We start from the raw sequence: 13,302 nt of genomic DNA on the forward strand, positions 1-13,302 counted from the left end.
CCCCGGAGAGGGGTAGGACGGGGACAGCAGACCCGACGAACCGCGACGACGCACCACGGAGGGCACATCTCGTGACGACCACCCAGGCTCCCTCGACCGAGCAGCCGAAGACCGCCGGCGACGCAGGGGCGCGCCCCTACGCCACGGTGAACCCCTACACCGGGGAGACGGAGCGGGAGTTCCCCTTCCTGGAGACCGACGCCATCGACGGCGTGGTCGCCCGGGCCCACGCCGCGTTCGGGGACTGGCGCCGCCGGTCGGTCGCCGAGCGCGCCGCCGTGGTCGGCCGGGCCGCGGAGCTGATGCGCGAGCGGCAGGACGAGCTCGCCGCGCTGATCACCCGGGAGATGGGCAAGCGCATCCAGGAGGCCGCCGGTGAGGTGCAGCTGGCCGCCAGCATCCTCGAGTACTACGCCACCAACGGCCCGCGCTTCCTGGAGCCCAAGCCGATCGACGTGATGGGCGGCGGCGAGGCCGAGGTGGTCAACGAGCCGATCGGCGTCCTGCTGGCGATCGAGCCGTGGAACTACCCGCTGTACCAGGTGGTGCGGGTGGCCGGGCCGAACCTGACCCTGGGCAACACGATCCTGCTCAAGCACGCGGAGAACAACCCGCAGTGCGCGCTGGCCCTGGAGCAGCTGTTCCGCGACGCCGGCGCCCCCGAGGGCGTCTACACCAACCTGTTCCTGCGGATCGCCGACGTCGAGCAGGTCATCGCCGACCGGCGGGTGCAGGGCGTGACGCTCACCGGCAGCGAGCGGGCCGGGGCGAGCGTGGCCCAGCTGGCCGGCAAGCACCTGAAGAAGTCGGTGCTGGAGCTGGGCGGCAGCGACCCGTTCATCGTGCTGGACGCCCCCGACCTGGGCCGCACCGTGAAGGCCGCGACCATGGCCCGGATGGCCAACACCGGTCAGGCCTGCATCGCCGCGAAGCGGATCATCGTGCTCGACGAGGTCTACGACGAGGTCGTCGCCGGCCTGCAGCAGGCGTTCGCCACCTTCACCCCCGGCGACCCGGCCGACCCGGCGACCACCCTGGGGCCGCTGTCCACCGAGCGCGCCGCGCAGGACCTCGCCGCGCAGATCCAGGACGCCGTGGACAAGGGCGCCACCGTGCTCGCCGGCGGCGGGCGCCCCGAGCACGACGGGGCGTTCGTCGAGGCGACGCTGCTGGCCGACGTCACCCCGGAGATGCGCGCCTACCACGAGGAGCTCTTCGGTCCGGCGGCCGTCGTCTACCGGGCGAAGGACGCCGACGAGGCCGTCGCGCTGGCCAACGACAGCGACTTCGGGCTCTCGGCGGCGGTCTACAGCGGCGACACCGAGCGGGCCCGCGAGGTGGCCGACCGGCTGGAGTCGGGGATGGTCTGGATCAACCAGCCGTCGGGCTCCTCCCCCGAGCTGCCCTTCGGCGGGGTCAAGCGGTCCGGCTACGGCCGGGAGCTGTCCGAGCTGGGCATGTTCGAGTTCGCCAACCGCCGCCTGGTGCGCACCATGCCGCCGAAGAAGCAGGCGGCCCCCGCCCAGCACGTCGGCGGCTGACGAGGAGCTCCGGGGGCTGCCGCGGCAGCCCCCGGAGCTGCCCGCGCTGCGGCCAGCAGGTCCGGACGCCGCCCGGCAGGGCAGGATGAGCGGCATGGTCGAGGTCTGGCGGACGCCGTCGCGGCACGCCCCCGTGGACGCCGTCGTCACCCTGCCCGGCTCGAAGTCGATCACCGCCCGCGCCCTGGTGCTGGCCGCGATCGCCGACGGGCCCAGCCGGCTGGTCCGCCCGCTGCGCGCCCGGGACACCGACCTGATGGCCGCCGGGCTGCGCGCCCTCGGCGTGCAGGTCGACGCCGACGGCGACGACTGGCTGGTCACCCCCGCCGAGCTGCGCGGACCCGCCGAGGTCGACGCCGGCCTGGCGGGGACGGTGCTGCGCTTCCTCCCGCCCGTGGCGGCACTGGCCACCGGCCCGGTGCGGCTGGACGGCGACCCGCGGCTGCGCGAGCGGCCGAACGCCGGGCTGATCGCCGGACTCCGGGACCTGGGCGTCGAGGTCGAGGACGGCGGCCGCGGCCGGGCGCCGTTCACCGTGCACGGCACCGGAGCGGTCCGCGGTGGCGCGGTGACCGTGGACGCCAGCGAGTCCAGCCAGGTGGTCTCCGGGCTGCTGCTGGCCGCCGCTCGGTTCGACGCCGGGATCGACCTGACCGTCGACGGCAGCCTCCCCTCGCTGCCGCACGTGGCGATGACCGTCCGCACGCTGGCCGAGCACGGGGTGGCGGTGACCGCCACCGACCGCGGCTGGCAGGTGGCGCCCGGCCCGGTCCGCGCGCTCGACCGGGTCATCGAGCCGGACCTGTCCAACGCAGCACCGTTCCTGGCCGCGGCGCTGGTCACCGGCGGGCGGGTGACCGTCCGCGACTGGCCGGGCGACACCACCCAGCCCGGCGCCCAGCTCGACCGGCTGCTCACCGCCATGGGCGCCCGGGTCCAGCGCACCGACGGAGGGCTGCAGGTCACCGGTGGCCCGCGGATCGCTCCGCTGCAGGCCGACCTCGGCGACGTCGGCGAGCTCACCCCGGTGCTCGCCGCGCTCTGCGCGCTGGCCGACGGCCCCTCGCGACTGACCGGCATCGGGCACCTGCGCGGGCACGAGACCGATCGGCTGCAGGCGCTGGACGAGGTGCTCAGCGCCGTCGGCGCCCGGGTCGAGCAGCTGCCCGGCGGCCTGGTGATCACCCCCGGGCCGCGTCGTCCGGCCCGGCTTGACTCCTACGCCGACCACCGGATGGTGCACGCGGCGGCGCTGCTCGGGCTGGCCGTCGACGGCGTGGAGGTGACCGACCCGGCCGCGGTGACCAAGACGCTGCCGGACTTCCGCGAGCGCTGGGCCGGGTTGCTCGGCGAACCGGCCGGGGTGGGCCGTTGACCGCCGGAGCCCCGACGACCAGTGGCCGGACGGGTTCCCGATGAGCCGCCGGATGGACAAGCGGTCCGACGAGGACGACGTCCGGGTCCGGGCGACCCGGCACGGTTCGCGCCCGCGCACCCGCACCCGGCCCGCGCACGAGGACGCCGCCCCCGGTCTGGTGATCGCGGTCGACCGCGGCCGCATGCAGGTCCGCATCGAGGGCCCCGACGGCGCACCGGTCGAGGTGACCGCCATGCGCGCCCGCGAGCTGGGCCGGCACGGGGTCGTGGTCGGCGACCGGGTGCGCATCGTGGGCGACACCTCCGGCCGCGCGGACACCCTGGCCCGGATCGTGGTCATCGAGGACCGGGTGACGTCGCTGCGCCGCACCGCCGACGACACCGACCCGACCGAGCGGATCGTGGTCGCCAACGCCGAGCTGCTGGTGGTCGTCACCTCGGTCACCGACCCGGACCCCGCGCTGGGCTTCCTGGACCGCTGCCTGGTGGCCGCCTACGCCGGTGGCCTGGCGCCGCTGCTCTGCCTGACCAAGACCGACCTGGCCAGCCCGCAGCCGCTGCTGGACCGGTACGCCGGCCTGGAGGTCGAGGCGGTCCCGATGTCCCGGGAGGCGTCGCTGGACGAGCTGCTGGAGCGGCTGACCGGGCGGATGAGCGTGCTCGTCGGCCAGTCCGGGGTCGGCAAGTCGACACTGGTGAACCGGCTGGTGCCGGACGCGTTCCGGGCCACCGGCGACGTCAGCAAGATCGGCAAGGGCCGACACACGTCGTCCTCGGCGGTGCTGCTGGACCTGCCCGGCGGGGGCACCGTGATCGACACCCCGGGCATCCGCTCGCTGGGGCTGGCGCACGTCACCGCCCAGGACGTGCTGGCCGCCTTCGACGACCTGGCCGAGGCGGCCGTCGACTGCCCGCCCGGCTGCGGGCACACCGCCGAGGACCCGGACTGCGCGCTGGACGCCTGGGCCGCCGACGGCCCACCCGCCCGGGCCGAGCGGCTGGGCAGCTTCCGCCGGCTGATCACCGCCGTCGGTCAGCTGGCCCCCGGCCACTGACGAAGGACCCCCTCGCCCCCCACCCCTCGCTCCGCTCGGGGCGGGCCCCTGCGAGGGGGCCGGACAGCGAGTGCTGACAGTCGGTGGGGCGGTCAGAGGGCCCGCGGGGTGATCGGCCGCTCGACGACGCCGTCGGCGCCGTCCGGGTCGACCCGCCAGGCGCGGGCGCCCGGGCGGACCGTCACCGCCTCGACCAGCTCGGTGCCCAGGTAGTGCAGGCCCACGCCGTCCTCGGTGGCCAGGCCCCCGGGCAGCTCCCCCGCCGCCACCATCCGGCGGTACGCAGCCCGGCGCGGCTGCTCGGCGGAGTCGTCGTGCACCGCGTTGCTGTGCGGCAGCAGCGCCAGCCCCTCGGTGAACGGCGCCAGCCGCTCCGACCAGGCGTCGGTCGGCCCGCCCACGTGCCAGCACAGGCTGCCCGCGCTCGGGCCGGCCAGCAGGACCCCGGCGTCCCAGCACTCCCGCAGCACGTCGGGGAGGCCGTGCGCCCGCCAGACCGCCATCAGGTTGACCACGCTGCCCCCCTCGACCAGGACGACGTCCTGGGTGAGCAGGTGGCCGCGCACGTCGGGCACGCTCGGCTGCGGGAAGAGGGTCAGCACGCTGAGCACGACGTCGTCCCGGCCGCCGAAGACCCGCTGGTACGCCGAGACCGCGGCCGGGTCGTCGCCCACCGCCGTCGGCACGTAGCAGAGCCGCACCGGACCCTCCGTCTGCCGCCGTTCCGCACCCAGCGCGAGCACGTGCTCCAACAGGGGCCGGTTCCCCCGCTCACCCGGCCGTGGCGTCAGCACGCCCGAGAAGGCGAACACCTGCCTGCGCACCCTGGTTCCTCCGTTCTCCGCCCGGACACCCCGTGTCCCGGCCGACTCAGACCTCGACGTAGCCGCCGCTGCGCCAGTAGACCCCCGACTCGCGCGTCAGCAGGCCCTCGTCCACCAGGTATCGGCGGAGCGCGGCCACGTCGGGGTGCCAGGCGGCCAGCAGTGCGTTGACCTCCCGCTCGGGGTACCGGACGCCGGGCTCGAACACGTGCACCAGGTGCCCGAGCACCACCAGCCGCTTGTTCCGCTGGGCCGGGACGGAGACCAGCCGCCCGTCCCGCAGGAAGGCCCGCAGCACCGCGTCCTGCTCCGGGTCCGCCGACAGCGGCTCGACCGGGGGTGCGGTGGCGGCGGCGGTCCGGGCAGCGGCGCCGAACTCCTCGGTGTGCAGGGCCAGGACGTGCCCGTCGCGGTGCACCAGACCGGCGCGGGCCAGCCGCCGGGCGGCCAGCGCGACGTCCTTCAGCGACAGGCCCGACACCTGGGCGACGTCCTCGATCGTGCCCGCGCCCAGCGCCAGCGCCGCGACCACCTTCAGCCGCACCGGGTCCGCGAGCAGCCCGACGATCGTCCCCGCCTCCATCCCCCGACGGTATCCGGGCGCGCGCACGCATCCCCGTCGCACCCGCGGGGTAGGTGGCCGGTCATGGTGAGCCCGATCGACATCCAGAAGGCCCTGTCCGGCATCGACTACCCCGCGAAGAAGGACGACGTGGTGAAGCACGCCGAGTCCAACGGCGGCAGCGACGACGTCCTCGAGGCCCTCAAGGGCATCGACGACCAGGAGTACGACACCCCCGCGGCAGTGAGCAAGGCCGTCTTCGACTGAGGAAGGGCCCCTCTCCCCCACCCCTCGCAGGCTCGGGGCAGGCCCCTGGGAGGGGGCCGTTCCAGCGCGTCACCGGGCCCCTGTGGGGACGCCGGTCCAGCACGTCGCCGGCGGCGGTCGGGGGCCGGGCGGCCCCCGACCGCTAGGTTCGGGCCATGACGGCTGGCCAGCGGGGGTACAACGAGGACATGCGCCTGGCGCACGTACTGGCCGACCAGGCCGATGCGATCAGCCTGGACCGCTTCCGCGCGCAGGACCTCCGGGTGGAGACCAAGCCGGACCTGACGCCGGTCACCGACGCCGACCGTGCCGTCGAGGAACAGCTCCGCAGCACACTGGCCCGCGCCCGGACCCGGGACGCGGTGCTCGGCGAGGAGTTCGGCAGCACCGGCCGGGGTGACCGCCGGTGGGTCATCGACCCGATCGACGGCACGAAGAACTTCGTCCGCGGGGTGCCCGTGTGGGCCACCCTCATCGCGCTGCTCGACGGCGACGTGCCGGTGGCCGGGCTGGTGTCGGCGCCGGCGCTGAACCGGCGGTGGTGGGCAGCAGCCGGCACGGGGGCCTGGACCGGACGGCGGCTGGAGAACGCCACCCGCTGCACCGTCTCGCGGGTCGGCGGCCTGGCCGACGCGAGCCTGTCCTACTCCAGCCTGTCCGGCTGGGAGGAACGCGGTCGGCTCGACCCGTTCCTCGACCTCACCCGGGCGGTGTGGCGCACCCGCGCCTACGGCGACTTCTGGAGCTACATGATGGTGGCCGAGGGCGCGGTCGACGTCGCCTGCGAGCCGGAGGTCTCGCTGTGGGACCTGGCCGCCCTCGACGTGATCGTCCGCGAGGCCGGCGGCACCTTCAGCGACCTGGACGGCAACGCCGGTCCGGCCGGGGGCAGCGCGGTGGCCAGCAACGGCGTCCTGCACGCCGAGGTGCTGACGGCGCTCGCCCCCCGGGAGGGACGAGCGCCGTCGGTGTGACCCGGTCCGGTCAGCGCACCGGGCCGGAGCCGCCGCGGCCGCCCTGCAGGCGCCGCCGCACGTCGTCGATCTTCGCCCGGTTCTTCGGGTCGCTGGCCAGCTGCTGGGCCTTCTCCGTCGCCTGACGGATCACCTGCTTGCCCTTCGGGCTGTTCGCGAACTGCATGACCTTGCCCATCAGCGACGCCATGACGCGTCCACCCCCTGGTCGTCCGGCGAGCCCCGGTGGGCTCCGCTCGTCGCGTCAACGGTGCCAGCCGCGCCGGCGTTCCGCCCGTCGACCGCGGCTCAGCCGGCGGCCCGGGCCCATCGTTCCCGGACCTGCCGCATCTCCGGGCCCCGTGGCTCGACGACGGGTCCGGTCGCACGCCGGGGAGCCAGCTGCTCCCCCACCCCGCGGGCCGCGAGCACGGCGGCACCGGCGGCGGAGGCGCTGCGCACCTGGACGTGCTGCACCGCCCGGCCCAGCACGTCGGCCAGCAGCTGCTGCACCCCGGCGTCCCGGGCACCGCCTCCGGTGAGCACGACCAGCTCGTCGCCGGGCGGGTCCAGCAGGTCCAGCCCGGCGGCGATGGCGCAGGCCACGCCCTCCAGCGCCGCGCGGGCCAGGTCCGCCCGGGTGGTGCCGTCGGACAGCCCGGTCCACCCACCGCGGTCCTCCGGCCCGGCGACGCCCCCACGTTCGCCGGTCAGGAAGGGGCGGAAGAGCACACCGCCGGCCCCCGGCTCCGACGTGGCCAGGCTGCCGGCGAACGTCGTCCAGTCAAGGCCGAGCACCGACCGCACCCAGCTCCACGCCGTGCCCGCGTTCTGCAGCGCCGCCATCGCGTACCAGCCGTCCCCGGCGTCGGCGTAGCAGTGGACGACGGGGTCGGGCACCGGTCGCGGCATCACCCCGGGCCGGATCACCTGGGCACCCGAGCCGAGGTTGACCTGCACGCCGCCGTCGGTGCCGGCGGCCAGCAGGGCCAGCGGGGTGTCCGCCCCGCCGACCACCACCGGCACCTCACCGACCGGCAGCCGCGCCGTCCCGACGACCTCGTCCCCGGGCCGGACCACCGGCAGCAGGCCGGGGTCGATGCCAGCCGCCGCGACGGCCGGTGCCGACCACCGCTCGCCGGGCACGTCCCACAGCAGCGTCGCCGCGGCGTCGCTGCGATCGGTCACCGCCGGGTCGGCACCGGGCACCAGCGTGGCCCGCACCGCGTCCTTGGGCAGCAGCACCGACGCCGCGCGCGCGACCGAGTCGGGCCGGTGCCGGGCCAGCCAGGCCAGCATCGGTCCGGTCATGCCCGGGGCCAGCGGGTTGGCCAGCGCCGCCCGGTCCGCCACCGGCAGCTCCCGCCAGCGGTCGAGCTCGCCGACCGCCCGGCGGTCGGGCCACAGCAGGGCGGGGGCCAGCGCCGTCCCGGACCCGTCCACCAGGACGGCGCCGTGCATCTGCCCGGACAGCCCCAGCGCCGTGACCGCCCGGCCGCGCAGCTGCCCGGACAGCGCGACCAGGGCGTCCTCCAGGGCGCGCCGCCAGCCGGACACCTCGGCCTGCGCCCAGCCCGGCTGCGGGCGGTCGACCGGGTACGCCGCCTCCGCCTCGGCCACGACCGCGCCGTCCGGGTCGAGCGCCGCGAGCTTCAGCCCGCTGGTCCCCAGGTCCGCGCCGAGGACGACGGTCATCGGCGGCCGGCCACCGCTGCGGGCCCGCGGAGGAGGGGTCGCTGCGTCATGCCCCGATCCTGTCCCCCCGGTCGCCACCGCCGCGCGCCGGCTCAGCTGCCGCGCAGCACGCCGGTGGCGGTCAGCTCCTCGGCGATGTCGCGCAGCTTGACGTTGCTGCGCTGCGAAGCATGGGTGAGCAGGGTGAACGCCTGCTCGGGGGTGACCTTGTAGCGCTCCATCAGGATGCCCTTGGCCTGCTCGATGACGGCACGGGAGGCCATCGCCCGGCGCATGTTCTCCACGTCGTCGGAGGCCCGCGCGCTGCTCTCGGCGTTCCCGACGGCGATGGCGACGAAGCTCGCCACCTCCTCGCCCAGCCTGATGTCCGCCGTCCCGAACGCGCCCGGCCGAGTCGCGTAGTTGTTCAGCGCGCCGATGGTCGCGCCCTGGAAGGGCAGCGGGACCGACAGCGAGCTGCCCACCCCGCGCTCAGCCGCATGCCGGGCGTAGTCGGGCCACCGGTCCTCGGCGGCCATGTCGGTGACGACGAACAGCTCCCCGGCCCGGCCGGCGTCCAGGCAGGGGCCGTGGCCCCGCTGGTACTGCAGTTCGTCGGCGTCCATGGCGATCTGCCCGTCGTATGCCGCGGTGAACGCGCGGTCGCCCCGGATGAGCGTGATCGAGGAGGCCTCGGCTCCGGGGATGGCACGGCGGGAGATCTGGACGATCTCGGTCAGCACGTCGGGCAACTCCCTGCCCACGAGCACGACGCCGGCGAGCTCCTGGTGCAGCGCGCCGAGGCTCTCGATCATCGTGTCGTGGTCCCTCTCCAGTGCGACGGGTGGGCCGTTGCGTCGACCGCCGCCTCGGGCCGGGGGTGAGCCCGGTCCGGCCGAGCGTATACGCCGTAAATGGTCCGACCGCACTCCCAGACATCCCGACCGCGCGCGGTAGTCGGTTGCCCGCGACCCGGCCGAGGGAACACGGTCCGCGGGTGACCACGACGGCGACACCGGGCCAGCTCCACCCCGGGGGCGCGTGCTGCGGCCCTGCCGGCCCGGCGACCTCGAGCAGGTGGGTGCACTGCTCTTCGGCCCGCACGGCATGCACGGCCCCTCCCGGCTGCGACCGGACGTCCACCCCCGGCCGGGACGCCGACTCCTGCGCGGCGCTCTTCCCGCCGCTGCGGGCCGACCTGCCCACCTGCCACCTGCCGTACTGACGCACACCGCGGCGTCTGGTGGGATGGTCGGGTACGCCGGTGCGCGCGATCCGCCGCCGGCCCACCCGCAGAGCAGGAGACCCCGTGCAGTACGCCGAGTCCGTCGTCGAGCTGATCGGCGACACCCCGCTGGTCCGGCTCAACCGCGTCACCGCCCACCTGGGCCCGGACGCGCCGCTGGTGCTGGCCAAGGTCGAGTACGTCAACCCGGGCGGCTCGGTGAAGGACCGGATCGCGCTGCGGATGATCGAGGCCGCCGAGGCGTCCGGGGCCCTGCAGCCGGGCGGCACGATCATCGAGCCGACCAGCGGCAACACCGGCATCGGCCTGGCCATCGTCGCCCAGACCCGCGGCTACAAGTGCATCTTCGTGTGCCCGGACAAGGTGGGCCAGGAGAAGATCAACGTGCTGCGGGCCTACGGCGCCGAGGTGCACGTCTGCCCCACCGCGGTCGACCCGGCCGACCCGCGTTCGTACTACTCGGTCTCCGACCGACTGGCGCGGGAGACCCCCGGTGGCTGGAAGGCCGACCAGTACGCCAACCCGGACAACCCGCGCTCGCACTACGAGACGACCGGGCCGGAGATCTGGGCGCAGACCGAGGGGAAGATCACCCACTTCGTCACCGGCGCGGGCACCGGCGGCACCATCTCCGGCGTCGGCCGCTACCTCAAGGAGGCCAGCGGCGGCCGGGTGCAGGTGATCGGCGCAGACCCGGAGGGCTCGGTCTACTCCGGCGGCACCGGCCGGCCCTACCTGGTGGAGGGCGTGGGTGAGGACTTCTGGCCCGAGGCCTACGACAAGTCGATCGCCGACGAGATCGTCGCGGTCTCCGACGGTGACTCCTTCGCGATGACCCGGCGGCTGGCCCGCGAGGAGGGCCTGCTGGTCGGCGGCTCCTGCGGGATGGCCGTGGTCGCGGCGCTGCGGGTCGCCGAGCGGCTCACGAAGGACGACGTCCTCGTGGTGCTGCTGCCCGACGGCGGCCGGGGCTACCTGAACAAGATCTTCAACGACAAGTGGATGGCCGACTACGGCTTCCTCACCGAGCCCGGCGGCGAGACCGTCGGCGAGCTCCTGTCGACCAAGGCCGGCCCGACCCCGGCGCTCGTGCACACCCACCCGACCGAGACGGTGCGCGACGCGATCGACATCCTGCGCGAGTACGGCGTGAGCCAGCTGCCGGTGGTCAAGGCCGAGCCGCCGGTGACCGCCGGTGAGGTGGTCGGCTCCGTCGCGGAGAAGACGCTGCTGGACGCGTTGTTCAGCGGCCGGGCCACCCTGTCCGACCCCGTCGAGCGGCACATGTCCGCGCCGCTGCCGATCATCGGCTCGGGCGAGCAGGTGACCGCGGCGGTGAGTGCGCTCGGCGACGCCGACGCGCTGCTGGTGCACGTCGACGGCAAGCCGGCCGGTGTCGTCACCCGGCAGGACGTCCTCGGCCACCTCGTCGGCCTGCCGGCGCCTACGGTGCAGTCGTGACCGGTTTCAACACGCGCGCCATCCACGCCGGGCAGGACCCCGACCCCGCCACCGGTGCGGTGATCCCGCCGCTGCACCTGACCACCACCTACAAGCAGGACGGCGTCGGCGGCCTGCGCGGCGGCTACGAGTACAGCCGCAGCGCCAACCCCACCCGGGACACCCTGCAGACCGCGCTCGCCTCTCTGGAGCAGGGCACCCGCGGGATGACGTTCGCCTCCGGGCTGGCCGCCGAGGACACCCTGCTGCGCACCGTGTGCCGGCCCGGTGACTCGGTGGTGCTCGGCGGCGACGCCTACGGCGGCACCTACCGGCTCATCTCCCGGGTGCTCGAGCCGTGGGGCGTCACGCACACCCCGGTCGACCTCAACGACCTCGACGCCGTCCGGGCCGCGGTCGCGCCGGAGGACGTCCGGGTGATCTGGTGCGAGACGCCGAGCAACCCGCTGCTCAACGTCTCCGACATCGCCGCGCTGGCCGAGATCGCGCACGCCTCGGGCACCCTGCTGGTCGTCGACAACACCTTCGCCAGCCCCTACCTGCAGCAGCCGCTGACGCTGGGCGCCGACGTCGTCGTGCACTCCACGACGAAGTACCTGGGCGGGCACTCCGACGTCGTGGGCGGGGCGCTGGTGGTCTCCGACGCCGACCTCGGCGAGCGGCTGGCCTACCACCAGAACGCGATGGGCGCGGTCAACGGCCCCTTCGACGCCTGGCTGGTGCTGCGCAGCCTCAAGACCCTGGGCGTCCGGATGGACCGGCACAGCGCGAACGCCGGCCGGATCGCCGAGTGGCTGCTGGAGCACCCCGCCGTCGGCGACGTCCTGTACCCGGGCCTCCCGCAGCACCGCAACCACGAGATCGCAGCGAAGCAGATGTCCGGCTTCGGCGGGATGATCTCGTTCCGGCTGAAGGCAGGCGAGGAGGCGGCGCTGCGGGTGTGCGAGCGCGCCCAGCTGTTCACCCTCGCCGAGTCCCTCGGCGGGGTGGAGTCGCTGATCGAGCACCCGCACCGGATGACCCACGCCAGCGCCGCCGGCTCCCCGCTGGAGGTGCCCGCCGACCTGGTCCGCCTGTCGGTCGGCATCGAGGACGTCGACGACCTGCTCGCCGACCTCGACCAGGCCCTCGCCTGATCGCCGTTGTGCGCTCGCTGTCGGTTCCTCGGCTGGGAAGCGACGGTGAGCGCACACCGGCGGAGGGTCATCGAGGGGCGGTCAGGATGCGGGGGCCGTCGGCGGTGACGGCGACGGTGTGCTCGACGTGGGCGGCGCGGCTGCCGTCGGCGCTGCGCAGCGTCCAGCCGTCGGCGTCCACCCGGTAGTCGTCGCTGCCGCCGGCGAGGAACCACGGCTCGATCGCGATGACCAGCCCGGCGCGCAGCGGCACCCCTCGACCGGCACGGCCCTCGTTGGGCACGCTCGGTGCCTCGTGCATGGACCGGCCGACGCCGTGGCCGCCCTGGTCGGTGTTGATGCCGCAGCCCCCGGCCCGGCCGACCGCACCGATGGCGGCGGAGACGTCGCCGATCCTGTTGCCGACCACCGCAGCGGCGATGCCGGCGGCCAGCGCCCGCTCGGTGGTCTCCACCAGCTGGAGGTCCTCGGGGCGAGGGGTGCCGATCGGGTAGGTGCGGGCGGCGTCGCCCACCCAGCCGTCGAGGCTGGCACCGGCGTCGACACTGAGCAGGTCGCCGTCCTCGAGCTCCTGGGACGTCGGGATGCCGTGCAGCGCGACGTCGTTCACCGACAGGCAGAGCACGCCGGGGAACGGCGGGGTGCTGCGCAGCGGCGCGTAGCCGAGGAACGGAGAGGTCGCGCCGGCGTCGGCGAGGACCTGCCGGGCGACGGCGTCCAGCTCGGTCAGCCGCACCCCTGGTGCGGCCAGGGCGTGCACCGCGGCGTGCATGTCGGCGACCACCGCCCCGGCGGCGCGCATGGCGTCGATCTCCCCGGGTGTGCGCAGCTCGATCATCTGGATTCCTTCCGGGATTGATATCCCGGTATTACTATCACGGCCATGGTCCGACCGCCGCTGAGCCCCGAGGAACGCGAGCGCGGCCGCCGGCTGGGTGGCCTGCTCCGTGCCGCGCGCGGCGAGCGGTCCCCCGCCGAGGTCGCCGCCTCCTCCGGGGTGAGCCTGGAGGCGCTGCGCAAGATCGAGTCCGGGCGCGTGCCGACCCCGGCCTTCTTCACCGTCGCCGCGCTGGCCGGCGCGCTCGACCTGCCCCTCGACGACCTCGTCGCCGCGTTGCACACCCCGGCCGAGGGCACCGCCCTCACCGCCTGACGTGGCCGGTCGCACACGCCCACCACCGGCGTCCACGTGCGCCCGCCGGACGG

15 protein-coding genes are annotated in these 13,302 nt (G+C 75.1%); 9 read left to right on the top strand and 6 right to left on the bottom strand.

Features of this window, described 5'->3' with window-relative positions; genetic code table 11:
• Positions 1–71: 71 nt before the first annotated feature.
• The 3 genes from HLA93_RS08820 (at position 72) to rsgA (ending at position 3,973) form a co-directional block, all read left to right on the top strand.
• Positions 72–1,541 carry an NAD-dependent succinate-semialdehyde dehydrogenase gene (locus HLA93_RS08820; RefSeq protein ID WP_222194017.1) on the top strand — a complete coding sequence of 490 codons (1,470 nt, stop codon included), beginning with the start codon at positions 72–74 and terminating at the stop codon, positions 1,539–1,541.
• A gap of 85 nt (positions 1,542–1,626) precedes the next feature.
• Positions 1,627–2,916, top strand: coding sequence for a 3-phosphoshikimate 1-carboxyvinyltransferase (gene aroA, locus HLA93_RS08825; RefSeq protein ID WP_222194018.1), 1,290 nt, complete (start codon positions 1,627–1,629; stop codon positions 2,914–2,916).
• Between the two features lie 40 nt (positions 2,917–2,956).
• Positions 2,957–3,973: a ribosome small subunit-dependent GTPase A gene (rsgA, locus tag HLA93_RS08830; RefSeq protein ID WP_246626145.1), complete on the top strand. Its 1,017-nt coding sequence runs from the start codon at positions 2,957–2,959 to the stop codon at positions 3,971–3,973.
• Between the two features lie 92 nt (positions 3,974–4,065).
• On the opposite strand, the gene HLA93_RS08835 is transcribed toward rsgA, so the two are convergent.
• Both HLA93_RS08835 and HLA93_RS08840 read right to left on the bottom strand, forming a co-directional pair.
• A complete protein-coding gene (locus tag HLA93_RS08835; RefSeq protein WP_222194019.1) occupies positions 4,066–4,797 on the bottom strand; it encodes a peptidase E in 732 nt (243 codons plus the stop codon).
• A gap of 46 nt (positions 4,798–4,843) precedes the next feature.
• Positions 4,844–5,380 (bottom strand): DUF2087 domain-containing protein, encoded by a 537-nt coding sequence (locus HLA93_RS08840; protein WP_222194020.1) that lies wholly within the window; start codon positions 5,378–5,380, stop codon positions 4,844–4,846.
• 63 nt (positions 5,381–5,443) lie between these two features.
• Between HLA93_RS08840 and HLA93_RS08845 the strand changes: the two genes are divergently transcribed.
• A complete protein-coding gene (locus tag HLA93_RS08845; protein WP_222194021.1) occupies positions 5,444–5,626 on the top strand; it encodes a DUF2795 domain-containing protein in 183 nt (60 codons plus the stop codon).
• 155 nt (positions 5,627–5,781) lie between these two features.
• Positions 5,782–6,600 (top strand): histidinol-phosphatase, encoded by an 819-nt coding sequence (gene hisN, locus HLA93_RS08850; protein WP_222194022.1) that lies wholly within the window; start codon positions 5,782–5,784, stop codon positions 6,598–6,600.
• Between the two features lie 10 nt (positions 6,601–6,610).
• Here hisN and HLA93_RS08855 read toward each other — a convergent pair whose 3' ends face one another.
• The 3 genes from HLA93_RS08855 to HLA93_RS08865 form a co-directional block, all read right to left on the bottom strand.
• On the bottom strand, positions 6,611–6,790 hold the full coding sequence (locus HLA93_RS08855; RefSeq protein WP_222194023.1) for a hypothetical protein: 180 nt from the start codon (positions 6,788–6,790) through the stop codon (positions 6,611–6,613).
• A gap of 98 nt (positions 6,791–6,888) precedes the next feature.
• On the bottom strand, positions 6,889–8,274 hold the full coding sequence (locus tag HLA93_RS08860; protein WP_222194024.1) for an FGGY family carbohydrate kinase: 1,386 nt from the start codon (positions 8,272–8,274) through the stop codon (positions 6,889–6,891).
• Between the two features lie 92 nt (positions 8,275–8,366).
• Positions 8,367–9,068 carry a GAF and ANTAR domain-containing protein gene (locus HLA93_RS08865; protein ID WP_222194025.1) on the bottom strand — a complete coding sequence of 234 codons (702 nt, stop codon included), beginning with the start codon at positions 9,066–9,068 and terminating at the stop codon, positions 8,367–8,369.
• Positions 9,069–9,250: 182 nt separating this feature from the next.
• Here HLA93_RS08865 and HLA93_RS08870 point away from each other — a divergent pair, with 182 nt between their 5' ends.
• From HLA93_RS08870 to HLA93_RS08880, 3 genes are all read left to right on the top strand, one after another.
• Entirely contained in the window at positions 9,251–9,478 is a 228-nt protein-coding gene (locus HLA93_RS08870; protein WP_222194026.1) for a hypothetical protein, read from the top strand.
• An 84-nt stretch (positions 9,479–9,562) separates the two neighbouring features.
• Positions 9,563–10,960, top strand: coding sequence for a cystathionine beta-synthase (locus HLA93_RS08875; RefSeq protein WP_222194027.1), 1,398 nt, complete (start codon positions 9,563–9,565; stop codon positions 10,958–10,960).
• Complete coding sequence (locus tag HLA93_RS08880) at positions 10,957–12,096, top strand: cystathionine gamma-synthase (RefSeq protein WP_222194028.1); 1,140 nt, start codon at positions 10,957–10,959, stop codon at positions 12,094–12,096. The genes HLA93_RS08875 and HLA93_RS08880 overlap by 4 nt, the downstream gene beginning before the upstream one ends.
• Before the next feature lie 67 nt (positions 12,097–12,163).
• Here HLA93_RS08880 and map read toward each other — a convergent pair whose 3' ends face one another.
• Positions 12,164–12,934 carry a type I methionyl aminopeptidase gene (gene map / locus HLA93_RS08885; RefSeq protein WP_222194029.1) on the bottom strand — a complete coding sequence of 257 codons (771 nt, stop codon included), beginning with the start codon at positions 12,932–12,934 and terminating at the stop codon, positions 12,164–12,166.
• Between the two features lie 45 nt (positions 12,935–12,979).
• Here map and HLA93_RS08890 point away from each other — a divergent pair, with 45 nt between their 5' ends.
• Positions 12,980–13,249, top strand: coding sequence for a helix-turn-helix domain-containing protein (locus HLA93_RS08890; protein ID WP_222194030.1), 270 nt, complete (start codon positions 12,980–12,982; stop codon positions 13,247–13,249).
• Positions 13,250–13,302 lie beyond the last annotated feature (53 nt).

This window comes from Modestobacter italicus (assembly GCF_019799965.1).
Classification (GTDB): Bacteria; Actinomycetota; Actinomycetes; order Mycobacteriales; family Geodermatophilaceae; genus Modestobacter; species Modestobacter italicus_A.